This is a genomic window from Roseimicrobium sp. ORNL1 (genome assembly GCF_011044495.1).
Classification (GTDB): Bacteria; Verrucomicrobiota; Verrucomicrobiia; order Verrucomicrobiales; family Verrucomicrobiaceae; genus Roseimicrobium.
Map to the genome: position 1 here is coordinate 6,672,157 of NZ_CP049143.1, position 20,902 is coordinate 6,693,058.

The 20,902-nt window shown below is 60.6% G+C and carries 17 protein-coding genes; 12 read left to right on the top strand and 5 right to left on the bottom strand.

Annotated elements, in window-relative coordinates; genetic code table 11:
* Positions 1–20 precede the first annotated feature (20 nt).
* Positions 21–2,540: a phosphoenolpyruvate--protein phosphotransferase gene (ptsP, locus tag G5S37_RS26795; protein WP_206026160.1), complete on the bottom strand. Its 2,520-nt coding sequence runs from the start codon at positions 2,538–2,540 to the stop codon at positions 21–23.
* Positions 2,537–4,309, bottom strand: a complete 1,773-nt coding sequence (locus G5S37_RS32910) for a PTS fructose-like transporter subunit IIB (protein WP_165208418.1) — start codon at positions 4,307–4,309, stop codon at positions 2,537–2,539. Before G5S37_RS32910 ends, ptsP begins: the two co-directional genes overlap by 4 nt.
* Before the next feature lie 189 nt (positions 4,310–4,498).
* Here G5S37_RS32910 and G5S37_RS26805 point away from each other — a divergent pair, with 189 nt between their 5' ends.
* The 8 genes from G5S37_RS26805 (at position 4,499) to G5S37_RS26840 (ending at position 12,454) form a co-directional block, all read left to right on the top strand.
* Positions 4,499–5,266 (top strand): DeoR/GlpR family DNA-binding transcription regulator, encoded by a 768-nt coding sequence (locus G5S37_RS26805; protein ID WP_165211909.1) that lies wholly within the window; start codon positions 4,499–4,501, stop codon positions 5,264–5,266.
* 15 nt (positions 5,267–5,281) lie between these two features.
* Positions 5,282–6,049 (top strand): sulfite exporter TauE/SafE family protein, encoded by a 768-nt coding sequence (locus G5S37_RS26810; RefSeq protein WP_165208420.1) that lies wholly within the window; start codon positions 5,282–5,284, stop codon positions 6,047–6,049.
* 45 nt (positions 6,050–6,094) lie between these two features.
* Positions 6,095–8,041 (top strand): sigma 54-interacting transcriptional regulator, encoded by a 1,947-nt coding sequence (locus G5S37_RS26815; RefSeq protein WP_206026161.1) that lies wholly within the window; start codon positions 6,095–6,097, stop codon positions 8,039–8,041.
* A gap of 226 nt (positions 8,042–8,267) precedes the next feature.
* Positions 8,268–9,587, top strand: coding sequence for a selenium-binding protein SBP56-related protein (locus tag G5S37_RS26820; protein WP_165208424.1), 1,320 nt, complete (start codon positions 8,268–8,270; stop codon positions 9,585–9,587).
* Between the two features lie 69 nt (positions 9,588–9,656).
* Complete coding sequence (locus G5S37_RS26825; RefSeq protein ID WP_165208426.1) at positions 9,657–10,370, top strand: SCO family protein; 714 nt, start codon at positions 9,657–9,659, stop codon at positions 10,368–10,370.
* A 36-nt stretch (positions 10,371–10,406) separates the two neighbouring features.
* Positions 10,407–11,243, top strand: a complete 837-nt coding sequence (locus tag G5S37_RS26830) for a class I SAM-dependent methyltransferase (protein ID WP_165208428.1) — start codon at positions 10,407–10,409, stop codon at positions 11,241–11,243.
* Between the two features lie 74 nt (positions 11,244–11,317).
* Entirely contained in the window at positions 11,318–11,788 is a 471-nt protein-coding gene (locus G5S37_RS26835) for a hypothetical protein (protein WP_165208430.1), read from the top strand.
* 69 nt (positions 11,789–11,857) lie between these two features.
* Complete coding sequence (locus G5S37_RS26840) at positions 11,858–12,454, top strand: hypothetical protein (RefSeq protein WP_165208432.1); 597 nt, start codon at positions 11,858–11,860, stop codon at positions 12,452–12,454.
* A gap of 250 nt (positions 12,455–12,704) precedes the next feature.
* Here the strand turns inward: G5S37_RS26840 and G5S37_RS26845 are convergent, their stop codons facing one another.
* The gene (locus G5S37_RS26845; protein ID WP_165208433.1) at positions 12,705–14,270 is read right to left on the bottom strand and encodes a hypothetical protein; all 1,566 of its coding nucleotides are present in this window, start codon (positions 14,268–14,270) and stop codon (positions 12,705–12,707) included.
* Positions 14,271–14,354: 84 nt separating this feature from the next.
* On the bottom strand, positions 14,355–15,914 hold the full coding sequence (locus G5S37_RS26850; protein WP_165208434.1) for a PQQ-binding-like beta-propeller repeat protein: 1,560 nt from the start codon (positions 15,912–15,914) through the stop codon (positions 14,355–14,357).
* Between the two features lie 142 nt (positions 15,915–16,056).
* On the opposite strand from G5S37_RS26850, the gene G5S37_RS26855 reads away from it, so the two are divergent.
* The 3 genes from G5S37_RS26855 to G5S37_RS26865 all read left to right on the top strand — a co-directional run bounded on the left by G5S37_RS26855 (position 16,057) and on the right by G5S37_RS26865 (position 19,009).
* A complete protein-coding gene (locus G5S37_RS26855) occupies positions 16,057–17,058 on the top strand; it encodes a hypothetical protein (RefSeq protein ID WP_165211912.1) in 1,002 nt (333 codons plus the stop codon).
* Between the two features lie 150 nt (positions 17,059–17,208).
* Positions 17,209–18,228 (top strand): hypothetical protein, encoded by a 1,020-nt coding sequence (locus G5S37_RS26860; protein WP_165208436.1) that lies wholly within the window; start codon positions 17,209–17,211, stop codon positions 18,226–18,228.
* A gap of 127 nt (positions 18,229–18,355) precedes the next feature.
* Positions 18,356–19,009: an SGNH/GDSL hydrolase family protein gene (locus G5S37_RS26865; protein WP_165208438.1), complete on the top strand. Its 654-nt coding sequence runs from the start codon at positions 18,356–18,358 to the stop codon at positions 19,007–19,009.
* 261 nt (positions 19,010–19,270) lie between these two features.
* Here G5S37_RS26865 and G5S37_RS26870 read toward each other — a convergent pair whose 3' ends face one another.
* Positions 19,271–20,158: a LysR family transcriptional regulator gene (locus G5S37_RS26870; RefSeq protein WP_165208440.1), complete on the bottom strand. Its 888-nt coding sequence runs from the start codon at positions 20,156–20,158 to the stop codon at positions 19,271–19,273.
* A gap of 123 nt (positions 20,159–20,281) precedes the next feature.
* Here G5S37_RS26870 and G5S37_RS26875 point away from each other — a divergent pair, with 123 nt between their 5' ends.
* On the top strand, positions 20,282–20,872 hold the full coding sequence (locus tag G5S37_RS26875; protein ID WP_240914723.1) for a pyridoxamine 5'-phosphate oxidase family protein: 591 nt from the start codon (positions 20,282–20,284) through the stop codon (positions 20,870–20,872).
* Positions 20,873–20,902: the final 30 nt, after the last annotated feature.

Here is a 20,902-nt window from a genome sequence, read left to right on the forward strand (position 1 = left end):
GTGAAGTTTATTGACCAGATTCACGCGGGCTGCAGCGCACGCACCTGTTCCGCGGTGGAACATTTCAGCGCCATTCGAGCAAGGTTCTTCGCGGCGGGCAGAGACAGTTCACGCAATCGCGACTTCACCGCAGCGACGCTGGGCAGGGACATGCTCAACTCTGAAACACCGAGTCCCGTGAGAATGCTGGCGCCCAATGGGTCACCGGCCACACCGCCACACACACCGACCCACTTGCCCTCCTGAGTCGCCGCCTTCACCGTGAGATCGATGAGACGCAGTACGGCAGGATGCAAACCATCCACATGCTTGGCCAGCGCCGGATGCAGACGGTCCATGGCCAGTGTGTACTGGGTGAGGTCGTTGGTGCCGATGGAGAAGAAGTCCACCTCCTTCGCAAACTCCACTGCCATGAGCACGGTGGATGGCACCTCCACCATGATGCCCATCTCCACCGGAGCGACCCCGAGTTCCGCGCGCACCTTCTCAGCAGCTTCGCGCGCCGCATGGAAGTCCTCCAGCGTGGCGATCATGGGGAACATGATCTTCACAGGCCCATGCTGTGCGGCGCGATAGATGGCGCGCAGTTGCGGAATGAAGAGGTCTGGACGACGCAGGCACAAACGGATGCCACGTACGCCGAGGAAGGGATTCTCCTCTTCCGGCAGAGTGAGGTATGGCAGTGCCTTGTCACCCCCGATGTCAAGCGTGCGGATGATGAGTGGCAGACCATTCAGCGCACGCACCATCTCGGTGTAAGCCTGGTACTGCTCCTCTTCCGTCGGAGGCGCTGCGCGATCGAGGAAGAAGAACTCCGTGCGCAGCAGGCCGATGCCTTCCGCGCCTGCTTCCACCGCAGCCGCGGCTTCGGCAACCTTGCCGATGTTCGCCACGACTTCCACGCGATGACCATCGGTGAGGATGGCGGGCTTGTATCGGTTTTCATTTTCCACATCGCGACGCACGCGCAGGTCTTGCTGGAAGGCCTTGGCAGATTCCAAGTCCTCCTGGCTCGGCTCTACATAAAAGAGGCCCGCACTTCCATCGAGCACGCAGGTGAGACCCGCCTTCTGCTCCAGCACCGCAGGCCCGGCTCCCACCACGGCGGGAATGTCCAGCGAGCGGGCAATGATCGCCGTGTGCGAGGTGGGACCACCGGAGGCGGTACACAGACCCAGCACCTTGCGTGGATCCAGCTTGGCGGTGTCCGAAGGTGTGAGGTCATCCGACACGAGAATCACCGGCTCATCTGGCAGCGTGGCTTCGGCATGTTCGGCTCCTGCCAGAAGGCGCAAGACACGCTGCCCCACATCATGCAGATCCACCGCACGCGCGGCGATGTGCTCATCCGCGATGCCACGCATCTCGACCACTCGACGCTCGATGCCCGTCTGCCACGCCCATGCGGCACTCTTGCCGGTCTCAATGCGCAGCTTCACTTCGGAGAGCAGTTCATCATCCTGGATCATGGCCTGATGTGCGCGGAAGATGGCGGCATTCCCCTTGCCACTGCGAGCGCTCACCGCATCGTAGATTTCTTCAAGCTGCAACTCCGCCGCCTCCAGTGCACCGGCAAGTTCCCGACGTTCCAGTTCCTCCCCACGTCCCTGCTCCACCACTTGCAGCACCGTGGCCTGGAAGATGTGCAGACGACCAACGGCCAGTCCGGGAGAAGCGCACACACCCGCGATGGACCTGCCTTGTGAGGCGGGAGTCCACACCTGGGCATTGGCCGCAGGCGTGGTGGCATGTTCATCCGGCAGGTCGTCCAACCCCGCAGCCACGGCATCGCGCAAAGCCTGCAGTGCTTCGGTTTGGTCGGATCCGGAAGCCTGAATCACCATGCGGCCACCTCCGGGCACACCGAGCTTCAACAGCGAGGCCATTGCCTTTCCATTCGCCACCTTGCCACCGAACTTCACGCGCACATTCGACTCAAACTCGCCTGCGACGGAAGCGAACGTGGTGGCCGGACGTGCATGGAGCCCTGCCTCACCGATGATGGCAACTTCTATCTGCTCACCGTCCACCAGCTCTTGAGTGGCCACACCCTTGGGTTGCTGACGATTGAGAGCATCCACGATGTCACTCACCTGCGTCGTCGTGGAGAGACGCTGCGCCGCTGCAGGATCATCCAGCACATCGGTGAGCGCGGCAAGAACACCAAGATGCTCGTCCGATTTCGCAGCAATACCGACCACGAGGTGCGCGGTGGAGCCATCATTCCATGTCACACCCTCGGGAATCTGGACCACGCATACGCTGGTCTTCTTGATGAGCTCGCGGTCCTGGGGCATTCCATGTGGGATGGCAATGCCATGGCTGAGATAGGTGTTCGCCTGGCGTTCGCGCCCCAGCATGCTCTCCACATAGCCGGGCTCGATGCAGCCACTCTCCACGAGCACCTGGCCCGCAGCGCGGATGGCTTCTTCCTTCGTCTTCGCGCTCACGCGAAGGCGGACATTCTCAGAGGTGAGGGAAATCATGGCGGCAGGAAGGGTGCAGGATGACGAAGGCGGTGGTGTGTTGCGGGCGCTCATGCTGCGATCGGTTTCTTGAGAAAGAAGATGGCACCCGCGGTCACCCCAGTGCCGGCCACGATGGCCACGAGGTAGGCGAGCAGATGCGTCACCGCACCTGGGATGATGGCTGCGAAGATGCCACCGTGCGGCACGAGGAACTGAACATTGCTCATCATCGAAATGGCTCCTGCCGTGGCGGACCCAAGGATGAGTGCGGGTATCACTCGCAGTGGGTCCTTCGCCGCAAAGGGAATCGCGCCCTCCGTGATGAAGGACAGTCCCAGCACCAGAGCAGGTGCACTCGCACTCCGTTCGTCCGCGTCGAAGCGGTTCTTGAAGAGGAATGACGCGAGTGCCAACCCGAGCGGAGGTGTCATGCCTGCAGCCATCACGGCTGCCATGGGTGTGTACACTTTGCTGGCCAGCAAGCCAACTGCGAACGTGTACGCCGCCTTGTTCACCGGGCCACCCATGTCGAAGGCCATCATGGATCCGAGGATGATGCCCAGCAGCGCCGCATTCGTGCCACGCATGCCATTCAGCCAATCCGTCATGGCCGTGAGGATACCCTGCACCGGTGGTGCAATGACATAGATCATCGCCAGCCCCACAATCACCGTGGAGAGGAACGGCAGGATGAGCACCGGCTTCAAGCCCTCCAGCGTGGTCGGCAGCTTGATCTTCTCCGCGAGGAACTTCGTGAGATAACCTGCGAGAAATCCCGAAGCAATACCGCCCAGGAAACCCGCACCTAGATTTTGCGCCAGCAGTCCACCCACCATGCCCGGCGCAATGCCCGGACGATCCGCGATGGAAAACGCAATGAATCCCGAAAGCACCGCCACAAACAAATGAAAGGCCGCGCCTCCACCAATCTGACTCAGCGCTGCGGCAAGCGTGCCTTTTTGATCACCGGCAAAGATGCCGCCAAAGGCGAACGCCAGTGCGATGGCCAGGCCACCTGCAATCACGATAGGCAGCATGTACGACACACCAGTCATGAGATGCTTGTAAGGCCCTGTGCGTGCCGCGGACCGTGCGGCCTTCGCGGCTTCCACACTGGAGGCCAGATCCATGCCACCCACTGCTGCTTCAGGTTGCTTCAAGGCCGTCTCAATCACCTCGCGCCCACTGTGCATCGCGTGCTTGGTGCTCGTCATAAAGAGGCGCTTCCCGACGAAGGGCGCGGTATCCACCTTCGTCTCCGCAGCCACCACCACCGCGTCTGCTGCAGCGATGTCTTCCGGTGTCAGCTTGTTCTTCGCGCCCACGGAGCCCTGCGTCTCCACCTTAATCTCATAGCCGAGAGCCTTCGCCGCCTTCTGCAGGGCTTCCGCTGCCATGAAGGTGTGAGCAATCCCCGTGGGACAGGAGGTGATGGCCACGATGCGCTTGATTCCTCCAGTGGTAGTCGTCGTGGCAGCAGCGGTCACCGGCGCAGAAGCGGGTACAGGAACTGGAATGGGCGCGACCACTTCCGCAACAGGCGCTTTTGCCAGAGCCTGCTCGATCACGCGGCGCGTCTCGCGGATGGCCTCGCTCACCGGTACCTCCAGCGTGGGCTTGCCCGCGAAGCGACTCGTATCCACCCGGATGTCTGTGGCGAAAATCACCACGTCCGCCGCCGCGATTGTCTCATCGCTGAGCACATCACGAGGGCCGCTGGCACCCTGGGTTTCGACGTGGATGGAGTGCCCCATGACTTGGGCCGTCTTCTTCAAGGCTTCCGCTGCCAGGAAGGTATGCGCTATCCCCGTGGGGCAGGAAGTGAGGGCGACGATTTTCATTGTTAATTTCGTGAATTAACGAAATTCTGCGAAATTTTTCGAAAAATGTCGAGACTTTACTTTCGAAAACTTTCGATTCATCCAGATGTGGACCTTACGGTTTCTTTCGTTTAACCTTCGATACCTTCCATGAGCCTCCCCAAAGGAAAGTCTGCAAAACCCTCCGCTTCAGCCGGGGACTCCGCTCCCATGACGCTGCAACGCCGCGGCCAGATCGTGGAGCTGGCCAATGAGCGCGGTTCCGTCCGGGTCGTGGAGCTGGCCGAGCGCTTCCGTGTTTCGGAGGTGACCATCCGCACCGACCTGGACCACTTGGAGCGCGAAGGCCGCATCGTCCGGGATCGTGGCGGCGCTCTTCCCGCAGCGCACACCCGCTCCGTGAGCACGCTGCCCGGCATGGAGCACCGCTCCCGTCTGAGCGTGGATGCGAAGCGCCGTATCGCAGTCGCTGCCACCCACCGCGTGAAACCGGGGGAAGCCATCCTTCTCGATGCCGGCACGACGGTGGTGGAAATGGTGCGCCACCTCACTGGCACGAACGGCCTCACGATTGTCACGAATGCCCTGAACGTGGCCCACGCCGCCGTCGCTGCGACGGATGCCCGCGTCATCATGCTCGGTGGCACCGTGGGCCGCGACTCCGGCAGCACGCTCGGTCCCATGGCGGAGGACATGATGCGCCACCTGGTGATCGACCAGCTCTTCCTCGGAGCGCAGGCCGCCGACCTGGAGCACGGCCTCACGGATACCAATATCGAAATCGCCCAGATCAAACGCGCCATGATCCAGTGCTCCCGACGCGTGACCCTGCTCATGGACTCCAGCAAGTGGGACGCCGCCGGCTTCATCCGCGTAGCGCCGCTCACCGCAGTGCACTGCATTATTACAGACCAGGGGTTGCCGGAGCAGGCTCGCACGGCCATTGAGAACTTGGGGATTGAAATCGAAACCGTCTGATCCTCTTTCATCTCGATGTTCGACTGGCTGACGCAGTACACCCTCATTGATACCCAACAGGCCTTCCTGCTTGCCGCCCTTGGGGCGCTCTGCATCGGCATGGCCAAGGCAGGACTCAGCGGCTGTGGCTTGGTAAGCGTGCTGCTCTTCGCCGAGGCCTTTGGCGCCAAGGCATCCACGGGCATCGTGCTACCCCTGCTCATCTCGGCAGATTTCATGGGTTACTTCCTCCTGCGTCGAGGCGGGAAATGGCGGCAGATCATTCCGCTCGTGCCGCCGGCGCTCCTCGGCGTGGTCATCGGCTGGTGGCTCCTGGACAAGCTGGACAATCACCTTGCGCGCCTCGTCATCGGCTGGCTCATCCTCGCCCTCCTTGCGCTGAAGCTCCTGCTCGACTGGAAGCGGGATCAACTCAAGGAACTGCACAAGCATCAGGTCTTCACGTGGTTCCTCGGCGTCGCAGCGGGCGTCGCCACCATGCTGGCGAATGCGGCCGGTCCCGTGATGACCGTCTACCTCCTCGCCCAGCGGTTTGAGAAGAGTGAATATCTCGGTGTGTTCACGCGGTTCTTCCTGTTCATCAATCTGGTGAAAGTCCCTTTCAGCGCCAACATTGGACTGATCCATCCCACGTCCTTGCTGACCAATCTGGTGTTGCTGCCGGCGGTGATCCTCGGCGCGGTGCTGGGGTGGAGGCTGGTGAAGGTGATGTCACAACGCGTGTTTGAGTGGGTTATTTTTTCCTTCGCCCTGCTCGCAGCTGCCCGGCTGGTGCTTGGGTAAAACTCTGCCATTGCGGAGACGTGCGGCGGGGGCATCTTGGCTCCGGTGAAGAACAAGTCCGACAGCTTGAGCGAGGAGGCGGCCCTGCGTCTCATCGTGGAGGGCACTGTGTCCGAGACAGGCACGGAGTTTTTCCGCGCGCTCGTGAGAAATCTCGCCGCCGCCGTGCAGACGGACGGAGCCTGGGTCACAGAGTACCTGCCCGATGCCAACCGTCTGCGTGCCCTCGCGTTCTGGTTTGGGAACGAGCACCTGGACGACTATGAACATGATGTGCCGGGCACGCCCTGTGAGGCCGTGCTGACCGAGCGGAAGCTGGTGCACTATCCGGATCGCATCGTGGAGATCTACCCGGAGGAACCGGACCTGCGAAAGTTCAACGTGGTGAGCTACCTCGGCGTGCCTCTCTTTGATGCGCGTGGTGAAATCATGGGCCACCTCGCGGTGATGGATACCAAACCGTTGCCATCCGAGCCACGCATCATCTCCCTTTTCGAGATCTTTGCCGCACGTGCCGCGGCGGAACTCCGCCGCCTGCGCACGGAGCGCGAGCTGCGCGCTCGTGAGGAGCAAGTGTCCGCGCTGCTGCAGAGCGTGATGGACGGTGTGGTTGTGCTCGATGCCTCCCTGCGCATTGCGAGAGTGAACCCCGCGGCGGAAAGACTCACGGGTTACACCGCGGAAGCGCTCATCGGGCAGGACTCCAAGTGGTTCCTCGCCGGTGAGAGCGCCAAGTTGATCGCCAACTGTACGAAGGAACTCGCGGGCATGCCACATGATGCGCGCCACTTGTGGATTCCCTCCCAGCTCACGGTGCTACGTGCGGACAGGACCCGCTTCCCCGCAGAAGCCACGCTGTCCTGCTTCGAGAGTCAGGGGGGGCCTTTCTACACCCTCATCCTGCGCAATGTGGATGACCGCCTCACCGCCGAGCGCCAGATTGCGCTGCTCTCCGCGGAGCGCGAGTACCTGCGCGGCGAGCGCGCCCAGGAGTCCGTGCTGGGTGAGTTGATTGGCGCGAGCCGCTCCATGCAGGAGGTGCGCTCAGCCATCAAACAGGTGGCAGTGACCGATGCCACAGTGCTCATCCATGGAGAGACAGGCACAGGAAAGGAACTGGTCGCAGAGGCCATTCACGCAGCCAGCACTCGCAAGACGAAGCCGCTCGTACGAGTGAACTGTGCGGCGATCCCCGCCTCGCTCATGGAGAGCGAATTCTTCGGCCACGAGAAAGGCGCCTTCACCGGTGCGGTGGCGAAGCGTGAGGGCCGCTTCAGTCTCGCGGATGACGGCACCATCTTCCTGGATGAAGTGGGCGAGCTGCCGCTGGACTTGCAGGCCAAGCTCCTGCGCGTGCTGCAGGAGGGTGAATTCGAACCTCTGGGCAGCACGAAGACGAAGAAGGTGGACGTGCGCGTGGTCGCTGCCACCAATCGCGACCTTGCGGAAATGGTGAAGGAAGGAACCTTTCGTGAGGACCTCTACTACCGACTGCACGTCTTCCCCATCGTGGTGCCACCGCTGCGTGAGCGAGGCGATGACGTGGTGCTGCTGGCAAATGCCTTCCTGCAGCGCTTCTCCGAGCGCATGGGTCGTCAGCTCGATCCACTGCATCGTGAGGATCTGCATCGCCTTTCCAGTTACGACTGGCCGGGAAATATCCGTGAGCTGCAAAATGTCATCGAGCGCGCCATCATCCTAACGCATGGCACCCGCGTGAATGTGGCCGGCGCCCTGCCCGTGGCCGGTGTATCATTTCCTGATAGCATATCCGGCAGCGACGTTTCCGCCAAACCTCGCATCCTCACCGTGGAAGAACTTGAGGCCTTGGAGCGTGAGAACCTGCGACGTGCCCTCGATGCCTGCGGCGGCAAAATCTCCGGTGCAAGCGGAGCCGCGCAACTGCTGGGCGTACCCGCCTCCACCTTCAGCTCACGCATGAAGGCGCTCGGTGTCGTACGCCAGGGTGAACAAGAGAAGCGGTCGGGCTAGGAGTGTGCGAGCGCACTCCCGGTTTTTCGCGAAGAAACCCACGGATTCTCGCGAATCGCGAAATCTCGCGAGTCCTAAGCCAATTTACCTGGAGGACGCAGCTCGCAGAGCATCAGCCACTTAGCCCATGGCACCACCTGCTGGCACGGCATTGGCAATAAAGACCTGCATCCATGCCAGCACTCTGCCACGCATGGGACCATTACAGAACCCACGCAACAATCTTATGTTGAAACGAACTTGGTGTTTCTCCCGCAGCGGCTTCTCCGCTGCTGCTGCCCTGCTCACTCTCGCATCCGCCAGTCCGGCGAGCGCGGATGAGACCTGCTCTTCCCCCTACCTCGCCCGCATCGAAGGACAGGAGGAATTCGTCTATGTCTGGACCTTGGGAGATGAGGCTGTGGGTGATGGCTCCGACAAGCTGGTGACCATCGATGTGAAGCCCGGCTCACCCACTTACGGGAAAGTCATTCACACCCACTCCCTGGGTAGTCGCAATGAAGCCCACCATGGTGGCTTCACCGATGACCGCCGCCAGCTCTGGCTCTCCGGCCTGGAGAGCAGCCGCCTCTTCATCTATGATGTGCACACCAATCCCTCGAAGCCGAAGTTCGTGAAGAGCATCGATGATTTCGTGGAGAAGAGCGGTGGCGCTGTCGGTCCCCATGGCGTGTATGCCCTCCCCGGGCGTGTGCTCGTTCCCTGCCTCTCGAATGCGCAGGACAAGAGCGGCCGCACCGCGCTGGTTGAGTACACGAATGATGCCCAGTACATCACCACGCACTGGATTCCCTCTCCAAAGGACACACGGGGTGTCGCGAATGCCGAGCTCGCCGATGGTTATGGCTATGACGCCCGTGTCCTGCCGCGGAAGAATGTGCTGCTCACCACCTCCTTCACCGGCCTGGACAACTACATGACCGCCTTCGGCAAAGTGGCGGCGAATCCGGAAGCCATGAAGCGCTTCGGTGGGACCATGGTGCAGTGGGACTTCCACACGCGCAAGCCCAAGAAGGTCTTCGCCGTGCCAGGTGCCCCGCTGGAAATCCGCTGGGCCTGGGGTGACAAACACAACTATGCCTTCACCGCGACCGCGCTGACCTCGAAGCTCTGGCTCTTCTATGAAGATGAAAAGGGCGAGTGGCAGGCGAAGGAGATTGCGCACATCGGCGACCCCAAGAGCGGGGTCATCCCTGTCGACATCAGCCTGAGTGCGGATGACAAGACGCTCTTCGTGGACTCCTTCATGGACGGGAAATGCCGCGTGTATGACGTCTCCAACCCACACCAACCCAAGCTGATTCACGAGAACGAGATTGGCCGCCAGCTCAACATGGTGTCCCAGAGCTGGGATGGAAAGCGTCTCTACTTCAGCAGCTCCCTGCTGGCGAAGTGGGACAAGGAGGGCGCGGACAATGAACAGTTCGTTCGTGCCTACGCCTGGGATGGGAAGCAGCTCACACCGAAGTTCGAGCTGGACTTCACCGCGCTGAAGCTGGGACGACCGCATCACATGCTCTTCGGTTCCACCAAGGTCGGCAACTAGGGCCGATCCTTGCGGGCAGGGCGCGGGACAGCTTCGTCTTGTCTATATCATTTTATACTATTTTATATCATGAACACGTTTCAGTTGTATGTGCTCGGACTGGCCAGCCTTGTGGCGCTGCTCCACGTGCAACCGGCCGAACCTGAGCCGGAAGCGCAATCCTCCCCTCTCCTGCGACGCAGCCCCTGGAGGGACTATGAGGCGCCCAAGCCCGGCACCTACACGCTGCCGGTGGTGAAGCAGGCGGCTGATGGCGAGGTACTGGATGCCAGGGGCAGAGTCTACCACCTGGCGGATCTCACCAGGGGCCGTGTCACGGTGATGAGCTTCATCTACACGCGCTGCACCGATGCCACCGCTTGCCCCATGGCGACTGGCATCCTGAATGAGCTGCACCAGCTCAGCACCGGTGATGCGGATCTCGCGCGTGGCATGCGGCTCATCAGCATGAGCTTCGATCCAGTTGCGGACACCCCGGAGCGCATGGGCGAGTACGCCAAGATCATGAGCGGGCGCAAAAGTGGTGCGCCGTGGACCTTTCTCACCACCGAATCCCCGGCAGCGCTTGGACCCATCCTCAAGGGCTATGACCAGGCCGTGAGCCCGAAAAGAAATCCCGCTGACCCGGCCGGTCCGCTCAATCACACCCTGCGTGTCTATCTCATCGATTCCCAGGGTCGCATTCGCAACATCTACAGCAGCGGCACGCTCGACCTGCGGCTGGTGATCGCAGATGTGCGGACACTCCTTCTCGAGGCGCCCACGTCTTCGAAGTCTTCGTGAATTAAAAAAAGAAACATCACGCCCCCCACACTTCTCATGCATGCAAGTTTGCTTACCCCCACATCGATCATCGCCTCTGTGAAAGCCCAGCAAAAGGCCGCCTGGGAGAGCGGCAACTTCGGCAAGGTGGCCCTCTACAATGAGCCCACGGCCGAGGAGTTCATGTCACGCCTCCCGATCACTTCGAGCATGACGGTCCTTGATGCCGCCTGCGGAACGGGAAATCTCGCGGTTATCGCGGCACAGCTCGGCTGCAAAACGAGCGGCATCGACTTCGCATCCAATCTCATCGCTCAAGCCCGGCATCGCGCCAACCACCTTGGGTTGAACATCAGCTTCATGGAAGGCGATGTAGAAGAGCTGCCATATGCCGCCAACAGTTTCGATGCGGTGGTGAGCATGTTCGGCGTGATGTTCGCACCACAACCTCGCAAGGTGGTGCAGGAGCTTCTGCGTGTGACAAGGCCCGGCGGCGTGATCGCGCTGGCCTGCTGGACGCCCGAGGGTTTCATCGGTCACATGTTCAGTATCTTCCGCAGGCATCTCCCTCCTGCACCCCTGCCCACTTCCTCGCCGCTGGAGTGGGGCAACGAGTCCGTGGTTCGTGAACGCCTGTTCCAGGGCATCGGACTCCTCCGCACCACCCGGCACACCACGCATCTGCGTTATCCCTTTTCGCCGGCGGAAACGGTGGACTTCTTCCGCGAATACTACGGCCCCACCCGGAAGGCATTCGAGGCCCTGGACGCAGCAGGCCGAAAGGCCCTGCACGTCGACCTGGTCCGCCTGCAGGAGGAGCACAACATCTCCGGCAATCCCGATGTTACGGACACGCCAGCGGAATACCTCGAAATCGTGGCGCGTCGCATCTGACAGCGGATACGGCGGCAGCATATATCATGTCCTGATACTCCAACCATTTTATTTTGACACATCATATGAAGATCATGCCCTTGTATAGAGAGCCCATCTGGTGGGCGTGGCTCGCCACTGCCATCTCGATTGCCATCGGACTCGCCGGATATAAAGCGGGGTTCTATGCCGCCATCGCCCTTTCCGCGTTGCAGATCGTGTGGCTTGCGATGGTCGAGCGCTCTGTCTGGACCCTGCCGGTGCAGGTCCGCATTGCCTACACGGCGTGCTTGATAGGCTACGAAGTCCTCGCCTTTCGCGGTGGTTATTGGTTCACCGCAATGGGCACTACAGCGTTTCTTGTCTTCGGCTACTGCCTGCTGGCGCGCCTGCTGTCCCTCATGCCGTGGAATCTGCGGGAACCCATGACCGTGCCCCTGGTACGCCGCACCTTCCTCACGCCTCCTGCCTTGGGAAATGTGTACCAGGGCATGCCTCGTGTCAGCGGTATCTGCCATGGCGAGGCGGGCATTTGCCGCATGACGAGCAGCAGCAGCAACGGGTGACCGGAACCCCTGCAACGCGGGTGGAACGCCGCCTTGCCAAAGGGTTGCACCCGAGTGCATGGTGAGGCCATGCGGAAAGTCTGGCTTCTAGTGCTGCTGGCACTCGGCGGTGTGTATGTCTGGCGACAATGCACACCCGTCAGGCATGCACCGGTCGAACTCGTCTCGAACGAACCGGCACAGGTGAATTTCACCACACCCCAAGCCCCCATCCAGAAGGACGGATGGACCTTGCAACCGCTGGCCACGATCTCCCTGAAGGCTCGCGTGCTGGGCATCACCCACTATGATGACGGGCCGACGGGTGCGCTCGCTCCCTTTGACCTCGCCCTTGGCTGGGGACCCATGTCGGATACCGGAGTGCTGGAGCGGCTCGACATTCAGCAGAGTCAACGCTTCTACCACTGGACCTTCTGGGGCAATCCTCCGATTCCGGAGAGTGACATCATTTCTCACAGCACCAATGCGCACATCATCCCGGCGAATGAGGACATGTTGCAGAAATTGAAGACGCTGAGAGAAGGCGCCATCATCCAGCTCACCGGTGTGCTTGTAGAAGCCACGCATCCCAAGGCGGACAAGCCCTGGCGCAGTTCCCTGAGCCGCACCGATACCGGCGGGGGCTCCTGCGAGATCATCTATGTGAAGTCGTTGATCGTGGAGTGATGCCAAGGACCCACCTGAGCGGTTCACGGAGCTTTCGCAATCCCACGAACGTCTCGTGACAACAACACACCATGTCAGGATGACGGTCCCCTTGGCGAACCACCTTGCATTTGAAAGTCCAATACTCGACACACCGGACACATCACGAGACGTGCAAACAATCTTTGAATAGTGCTTAACCTCACGCACGTGACCCACTCGTCTCATGCACAGAGACGCATCTCTCATCCTTCGTGGTGTAACCCAACAATTACTCCCACGCGCTCCAGTCGGCCTTCCCCTCCTTATATTGGATCCACTGCGCCGCGGCACTGATGAGATGCGCATAACCACCGTTGTCTGAGAATTCATCCCAGACAACGCCCGGCATGGCGCTCTGGCAGCCGATGCCAGTGGGGATGTAACCGTACTCATTGAAGACTGCCTCCCACGTGCGCAGTCCACCGCCTAGTTCTCGCTCCAGCCACTTCTTCACATCAGCATTGGGAATGGGCTTGCCGGACGTTTCCTCCACCATCTTTGCGACCGTCGCCGTCATGTTCGGATCGATGAAAGCGGCCTGCAATGCCCAACCACATACAGCCATGTTCTGCGGGCCAAATCGGGAACCTATGGGAATTGGTCCACCACGAGGCCCCTTGCGCTGGGACCTCACATGTTCCGGCCTCCCATCGATGAAATTAATCGAGGTGAGGTCGAAGCGGTTCACGCCTGGGGGCACGGGCCCATCGTCTGAGTATGCTTGCCACAACAGCGGAATGCTGAAGGCATCGAACGCAAGTTTGGTGGCGAGCGGCCATGTTATTCCACGATGCTTCGAGACACCGGTATAGTAGGTGTACATGGCATCGTCCGCAAAGGCAGGAATGGCGAGCTTCTGCCCCGGTTTGAATTCGGAGACCGCCTTCGTGAAGGCATTCTTGAAATGCACCGGCTGTGTTTCATCCCAGGACTCGAGGCGTTTCAGCATGGACTCGTCTCCGTTGAGTAAACCACACGCAGCCAGCACCACGGGAATGTTGGGACTGCCATGCCGGGCACGGCATTCCTGGAGATTTTTCGCCGCCAATGCGCAGGCGGCAGCGAGATCCTGATCCGCCTTGTCCGGTGACTCATGCAGCAGCAGCCATGATTGGATCAAGAGAATCGCGAGATCCTGCGCCAGGTGATTCGAGCTTCCATGGGACCACCCCTTCAGGCGGAACTCAGGATTCGGCTGGCCGGCAAAAGCGTTCGTGCAGGGAAAGAAGGGCCGCTCGGATTTCTTGCCCAACATCTCCAGGCTCACGGATTCACCGTCGTCCCACCAGTAGGGGACAAAGCCCTTCTCACTTCCCTGAAGCAGCCATTCCTTGGCGTTCTTCCAGGTGTCCTTGGCTTCATCCCGCACATCCACCTGCTTGTTGTCGAAGAGCGTGTCACTCTCATTCAGCATCTTGAGGTAGAAGGGCAGTTGCCACTTCACGAGCACCTCCTTGTAGTACGCATCGCCGGTCGCGCGGTGCGCATTCGCCATGGCACAGGCGAACCATGAGCCGTCATGCATGGTATCCAACGCTTCTCCCTGGATGAACCCACCGGGCTGGCCCTGCTTCTTCCACCACACGTACTCGTACATCATCCCACGCTGCGGCGAGTCCGCCTTCTTCATGTGATGCTCCACCGCATGCTGGGCGAGCCGCTTCATGAAAGCGCGCGCCTCATCGGCAGTCATCGGCCCCCGTTCATCCGCTGCACGCGTCCAAGCGGGCTCTGCGGAAGTTTGTGCGTAAAGCGTGGTGGCCAGGTAAACGGCAGCGAGGCAGGAGCGGAGCATGGTGCTGTGAATACAACCGCGCAGCCGGGTTTGTTGCACCGGGTCACGATAGTCCATCACACTTGCATCCCGCCTTCAGGGTCCCTACGGGGCTTTTGCGGGAATCTCAAAACACACGGCTTCACGGTCATTGCGCACCAGCAGGTAGCGACCTGCAAGCGTGGGTGGATTCCAGGTCTTGGAGCTTAGGGCCTTGATCCTGCCCATTTCTTCCAGCTTCTCCGGATTGGCTTTCACCAGCACGACATCGCCCGGCTCCGTTTGAATGAGAAGATGATCGCCCACCACAAGATGCTGGCCGAAGCCGTAGCGCCCGTCACGCCACACGCGCTCACCATCGGCGAGGTTCACACACGCGAGCGTCCCTTCATCCAGGGCATAGGCATGGTTACCAATCACCGCCGCGCTGCTGAACTTCGTGCGCGGTGTGGTGCTGGTCCAGACGGGCGCGCAGGAGAACTTGCCACTGCCATCCTTCGTGATCTGCAGCAGATGACTCTTCATGCCGTAGCTGGCGGTGACCAGCAGGCGGTCTGTGCCTACAAGAAGTGGCTGCCCGACTTTCGCATAGGCATTGGGCGGCCAGTCAAACGTCCAGAGCACATCACCTGTGGCAATGTCATGGCCGGTCACCGAGCTGGCATTCACGCTGACGATCTGTTCCTTGCCGGCAAGCGTGCGCACTACTGGTGAACTGTAGCTCGCGCCATCCACGCCGGCCTTCCACACGATCTCGCCCGTATCCTTCTTCATCGCGAGCAGCGTCGGCGCGCCAGTGCCACCGCTGACCACCACGAGTTCACCCACGAGCAGTGGCGCGATGCTCTTCGCCCACACCAGATTCTCCGTGCCGGACTCACTGAGGATGTTCCGGCTCCACACCAGCTTTCCAGTGTCGAGTTCCAGGCAATTGAGGATGCTGGTCGCGCCGTAGGAATAGACCAGCTTTTTCTCCAGGTCGAGCGTGGGGGTAGCGCGTGGTCCATCGCCGCCCATGCCTTCGGTGAATCTTGCGTGGTCCTTGTGTGACCACAGCAGCGAGCCGTTGGTGATGTCATAACAGGTCACATACTCCTCCTCACCGCGCTGTTCCTGCGTGACGGCACGCCGCCCCGCCACCGCGAAGCCCGGCCAGCCCAGGCCGATGGAAATCCGCCACAACTCACGTGGAGCATGCGTCTTCCAGTCCGTCTGGATGCCTGCATCGGGGATGACGCCATCGCCATTCACGCCCATGAACCGGGTGAAGTCTGCCACCCCGGCAGGCGGCGCTCCCACATCTGCTTTGGGTGCCGGTGTTTCAGCAATGGCTGGAAGCTCTACCACATCCGGCTTGGTCCAGCGCCAGGTGAATTTTGGAAACGCCGTGCCATCGGCAGAACCTTCACGCCTCACGGTGAATGCAAGCACAGCGGCCATCACCACTCCCACCAGAACCACAACACCCAGTCGCTTCAGCCTCCTGCCTTTTCCCCGCAGCACCCACCACACGGCGGTGAGCACCACCCACAGCGCTGGCAGCAAGATGAGCGCTGCCGAGCGTGCCACATGCCCATCAATCCAGGTCCAGGCGATTACACTTCCAAGGATGAGCGCGGCGATGACCGGGAAGCTCAGGAGAAATCGGAGCGGAGAGGAGTTCATTCCAGTGCAGTGTACGACTGCTGGCCAGCTTGTGGAGGTGAATTCCTTGAAAGGCAGCCCCCCTCACGCCTGTCTCTATTCACCCAACCTCATGCATTCCCTCGTTCCCGCCCGACTCTTTTCGCTCTTCGCCTGCGCGGCGATGCTGCCTTCGGCCTTCGCAGCCACGCCCTACAACGACCCCAATCCCCAGCGCTACGAGCTGACCGCGCGTGCCAGCGAGATTGACCCGAACGCGAAGGAGCACCCGGAAATCGATTTTGTCTTTACCAAGAACGGCAAGCCCAGTGACACGGAGAAGGCGGTGGTGGACACGCGCGTAGCTCCGCAGGGCAAGCTGGTCATCTGGCTCATGGGCTACAGCGCTCCGTTGTTTGAGCGCGTGTCCGGCTACGGCCTGCATGGCATCCAGGTGCACTATGCCAACGGATGGTTCGGCAAGCTCTCGAAGCTGGCCGGCGATGACGACAAATACACTGGCAAGATCCGCCTCGAAGCCGCCACGGGTGAGGACTTCACCCCCGCCGTGACCATTCCCAAAGCCGACGGCATGATGGAGCGCTCGTATCAGTTTGTGAAGTGGCTCTCCCAGAAGAATCCCCAGGGGAAATGGGAACAATTCCTCACGGAGGACGGCAAGGGGCTGCGATGGGACAAGGTCATCATCTCCGGCAGCTCCCATGGCTCGACTACCTCCGCACGCTTTGCGCTGCATCAGAAGGTGGACCGTGTGGTGATGTTCTGTGGTCCGCGTGACCAGTTGGAGAACTGGCAGGCGCTGCCCTCCGCCACCCCGAAGAATCGTTTCTTCGGCTTCAGCCATGTGCTCGACGGTGGCTGGACAGGCGACCACTACTGCCGCTCGTGGGAGCTGCTGGGCCTGCATCAGTTTGGTCCCATCGTGAACGTGGACAAGGTGAAGGCTCCCTACGGCAGCACCCGCCGCTTGATCACGGATGCAGATGTAAAGAACGACGCCAAGAAGGCCCACAGCAGCGTGGTGCCAGGGGGCGCGGCCGTGAAGGATGCCGAGGGCAAGTTCATCCACGAGGATGTGTGGCGCTATCTCTTCCTGCATCCGGTGGAGGAAACCGGAAGCGCGGTGCCTGCTGACCCGGAATGCCTGAAGGAACAAAAGAAATAAGCCTGTGCTGCCATGCGCAGATCCTGCAAATGCTTGTAAAAAAGCAATCTTGACGAAGCAGGGTCTGCGTGATGCAATTTTCCATCGCTGAGTGAGCACTCCCCCGGGCTCGCGTCTGAACTACTGACGTCGAACAAGAACGAGACTGCCATGCGTGCTACCCACCACACCACCGACTGGAAAGCTGCGACTTTCAGGATGAAATGCCAGACTCTCGCCACGGTCGCGGCCCTGACTCTGGCGCCTGCCTTCGTTACCCTGGCAAATGATCCAACACCAGCCCAGCGACTGGATGAACTCCAGGCGCAGTTCACCGAGACCCTTGATCGCGAGGTGCTGACGGCCCATGAAGCAGCCGCCGCGAAGCTGCGTACAAGCTACCTTGCGGCGCTGGAGCAGGCGCTGGGCTCATCCACCAAAGCCGCAAATCTGGGCGACGCCCTTGCCTTGCGTGAAGAGATCAAACGCCTCAAGAATGATCCCGAGGCGAAACCTGCCTCCACGGAACCCCCGCCTCCCGTGCTGGCCAATCTGAAGGAAAAATACGAGGGAGGGCTCGCCAGGCTGGAAGCAGAGAAGGCAAAGAAGAGCCAGCCGTACTACGCCATGTACGCGACGGTGCTGACCAACTACCAGAAGGACCTCACCAAGAAGGGAGATCTGGACGGAGCATCGAGCGTGCAGGAGCGCATCAAGGAAGTGGCGCAAAAGAAGCCCATCGAAGTTGCAAAGCCAGGGGACACCCGCCAGGCAAAAGTCGACATCGAGAATGTGAACATGGAGTTCTTCAAGAAGGGTGGCCAGGTGTATGGAGACACAGACAGATACACGTGGGAAGTGATTCCCGAACGTTTTGCGGGATACCGTTTCTCAAGGCCCAAGGACCGCTACATCGCCTTCCTGCGCTTCAAGGTGGTTTCCGATGGCGCGGTCACCATTGCCTGTACCAATCGCTGGGCAGATGGTGGAAACGATGGCCCCTGGAAGAATGAAGTCGTTTCACAGGAACAGCTTGAATCGCAGGGGTGGAAACCCGTCGAGGTCGAAGCTGCCCGGGCGCTGAATGAGAGTCACTCCTGGGTATTCCTAACCCGCGACTGCAAAGCCGGTGAATCCTTCGCCATCCGCACGGAGAAGTATGCGAGCCCGCTCGTGCTGCTGAAGAACTGATCGCAGCCGCGGTCCATCAAGAAACGACCATCCTTCATCGGCCTCGCGACACCTAACCGCGCACGTGCGCGGTGAAGATTCATATTGCTTCGCGCCACGCCTTGCGTAGTGCTGACGCAATTGATTGATGAAGACGATTCTCTGCTACGGTGACTCGAATACTTGGGGCTATGACCCCGTGGCCTCCGCCGGCTCTCCCTACGCCATCCGCCACCCGCATGATGTGAGGTGGACTGGTGTGCTGGCCCGTGAACTCGGCGAAGGGTATCGGGTCATCGAGGAAGGTTTTAATGGCCGCACTACCGTGCTGGACGATCCCATCGTGCAACACCGCAACGGACGCACCTACCTCCCTGCCTGCCTGGGTTCGCACAAGCCCATCGATCTCGTGGTGCTGATGCTCGGCACCAATGATCTCAAGGTGATGTTCAACCTGCCCCCGGGCGAAATCGCCAATGGAGCAGGAGAACTCGTAAAGCTGATCAAGCAGAGCGAGTGCGGCCCCAAGGCTGGAGCACCACGCATCCTGCTCGTGAGCCCGGCACTGGTCGGCGACTTCTCACGGGTGCCGGACATTGAGGAGAAGTTTGTGGGAGCGCTTGAGAAGACACAGCGGTTTCCCGCCCTGTACGAGGCGATCGCCCAGCAACACGGCTGTGCGTTCCTGAACATCCAGCCCCATGCCAAAGCGAGTGACTGGGATGGTCTGCACTTCGAGGCGGATCAGCACACCAGCATCGGTCTCGCCATGGCGGCGGCGGTGAAGCGGGTGCTTGGCTGACAGAAATGCACTCTCAAGGCGAAGCGCGAGGAATTGCAAAGGAGCGCGGACACTCTTGTCCGCCATCCCTGACACACCACACTCTTTCATTTGGCGGGCAAGGCCACATGCCACCAGCTGCTCCAGAAGAGTCACCAGCAACTTGCACACAAAGTAAGTCGCTACGCAATAGAACGGCGGACAAGAGTGTCCACGCTCCTTTGCCGAGTCCTTCTCTCCTTGCACAAAGCCCCTCTTTCAACCGGGCGATGAGATCATAGCTCAGCCTGCCGTGACTTCCTTAAGTGCCTCCACGAGTGCCCGTGTTGAGCTGGGAGCACGACCTCGCTGCCAGAGCACGATGAAATCCCACCGTGCCCGTTCATCCGTAATGGGCACGAAGGTCACACCTGGATGCTGGGATTTCAGGAAGTAGTCCGGCAGGAGGGTCACCGCGGACTCAGAGACCACCTGGGAAAGGACGTTGGTGATGCCATCCACAATCACCACGAAGCGTGCTTTGAAGCCGGCGGCCTTGCACAGCCCTGCCATCCAACGATTCCGCCCCGGCATCTGCTCCTCGTCCACACCGATGAAGTCACGTTCCTTCAGTTCTTTGAGGGAAATACTCGTCCGTTGTGCGAGCGGGTCTCCAGCACCTACTGCAACGCAAACGCCGAAGGACCGAAGCTTGGCATGGTGAAAGTCCTCCGCCGCCACCGCACCCTCCTGCCCGATGAGTGCGATATCCAGCTCGCCCGCGCGCAAGCCATCGATCTGCTCCCGTGGAGACATGTCATGCAGTTTCAGCTTCACTGCGGGATGTGACTTGCGCAGCCGCGCCAGAGCAGGCGTGAGCACCGATTGCGCCGCGGAAACGAGGTAACCCACGCGCAGCTCAGCCCGCTCTCCCCGTGCTTCCCGACGGAGATTCGCCAGCGCGACATCATACGACTTCACGACGGGACGCATCGCTTTTACCAAGGCGTGGCCCAGTGCGGTGGGTGACACCCCGCTGGCCTCGCGCTCCAGCAGCCTGCCGCCGATTTCATCCTCCAGCGCCTTCATCTGGCGGCTCAGCGCAGGCTGGGTGATGCGCAACCTCAGGGCGGCACGGTTTACGCTGCCTTCTTCAATCACCATGAGCAGCGCACGAATGCGGTCGATCATGCTGTCCAGGTTATGCATTTTCGGCATATCGGCAACGACGAACCGGCATTACCCGCCACGCTCCATCGCGTGCATCGTACACTCGTTCAACAACAGCTCGTTAACACTATGGCTGACCGTTTCATGCATACTGTGCTCACGCCCTCCGTCCTGGAGGCGGAGCGCCACTACTACGGACGCACCTATCCGACGTTCGATACCGAGCCGAAAAGCGATGCCTTCACCGGAGGTGAGATAGATTTCATCCAGAGCCGGGACTCGTTTTACATGGCCACCATCACCGAGAACGGCTGGCCGTATCTCCAGCATCGCGGTGGCGCCAGGGGATTCCTGCGGGTTACCGGTCCCAACGAACTCATGTTCGCGGACCACGGTGGCAACCGGCAGATGATCAGCGTGGGCAGCCTGGCGGTGAATGACCGGGTGAATCTCTTCCTTATGGACTACCCAGCGCGCGAGCGGCTGAAGATTCTCGGTCATGCCAAAGTGCTGGATGCGCGCGAACACCCTGACCTTGTGGAAAAGACGAAGCCGCCCGGTGGTCACGCCGCAAAGGTGGAGCGCATCTTCGTCATCAACGTGCTGTCCTATGACTGGAACTGTCCCAAGTTCATCACACCACGATTCACCGTCGAAGAAGTCACGGAAGCAGTAGCTCCGCTCAAGGCCCGCATCGCGGAACTTGAGGCCCAACTCAAACGGCAGTCGTCATGAACCGGCGGCACAAAAAAGCGGTGGCTAAAA

What these genes read in the sequence shown, in the direction of transcription:
- ptsP (WP_206026160.1), bottom strand. Translation starts at nt 2,540, where the DNA reads ATGAGCGCCCGCAACACACCACCGCCTTCGTCATCCTGCACCCTTCCT.
- G5S37_RS32910 (WP_165208418.1), bottom strand. Translation starts at nt 4,309, where the DNA reads ATGAAAATCGTCGCCCTCACTTCCTGCCCCACGGGGATAGCGCATACC.
- G5S37_RS26805 (WP_165211909.1), top strand. Translation starts at nt 4,499, where the DNA reads ATGACGCTGCAACGCCGCGGCCAGATCGTGGAGCTGGCCAATGAGCGC.
- G5S37_RS26810 (WP_165208420.1), top strand. Translation starts at nt 5,282, where the DNA reads ATGTTCGACTGGCTGACGCAGTACACCCTCATTGATACCCAACAGGCC.
- G5S37_RS26820 (WP_165208424.1), top strand. Translation starts at nt 8,268, where the DNA reads ATGTTGAAACGAACTTGGTGTTTCTCCCGCAGCGGCTTCTCCGCTGCT.
- G5S37_RS26825 (WP_165208426.1), top strand. Translation starts at nt 9,657, where the DNA reads ATGAACACGTTTCAGTTGTATGTGCTCGGACTGGCCAGCCTTGTGGCG.
- G5S37_RS26830 (WP_165208428.1), top strand. Translation starts at nt 10,407, where the DNA reads ATGCATGCAAGTTTGCTTACCCCCACATCGATCATCGCCTCTGTGAAA.
- G5S37_RS26835 (WP_165208430.1), top strand. Translation starts at nt 11,318, where the DNA reads ATGCCCTTGTATAGAGAGCCCATCTGGTGGGCGTGGCTCGCCACTGCC.
- G5S37_RS26840 (WP_165208432.1), top strand. Translation starts at nt 11,858, where the DNA reads ATGCGGAAAGTCTGGCTTCTAGTGCTGCTGGCACTCGGCGGTGTGTAT.
- G5S37_RS26845 (WP_165208433.1), bottom strand. Translation starts at nt 14,270, where the DNA reads ATGCTCCGCTCCTGCCTCGCTGCCGTTTACCTGGCCACCACGCTTTAC.
- G5S37_RS26850 (WP_165208434.1), bottom strand. Translation starts at nt 15,914, where the DNA reads ATGAACTCCTCTCCGCTCCGATTTCTCCTGAGCTTCCCGGTCATCGCC.
- G5S37_RS26855 (WP_165211912.1), top strand. Translation starts at nt 16,057, where the DNA reads ATGCTGCCTTCGGCCTTCGCAGCCACGCCCTACAACGACCCCAATCCC.
- G5S37_RS26860 (WP_165208436.1), top strand. Translation starts at nt 17,209, where the DNA reads ATGCGTGCTACCCACCACACCACCGACTGGAAAGCTGCGACTTTCAGG.
- G5S37_RS26865 (WP_165208438.1), top strand. Translation starts at nt 18,356, where the DNA reads ATGAAGACGATTCTCTGCTACGGTGACTCGAATACTTGGGGCTATGAC.
- G5S37_RS26870 (WP_165208440.1), bottom strand. Translation starts at nt 20,158, where the DNA reads ATGATCGACCGCATTCGTGCGCTGCTCATGGTGATTGAAGAAGGCAGC.
- G5S37_RS26875 (WP_240914723.1), top strand. Translation starts at nt 20,282, where the DNA reads ATGCATACTGTGCTCACGCCCTCCGTCCTGGAGGCGGAGCGCCACTAC.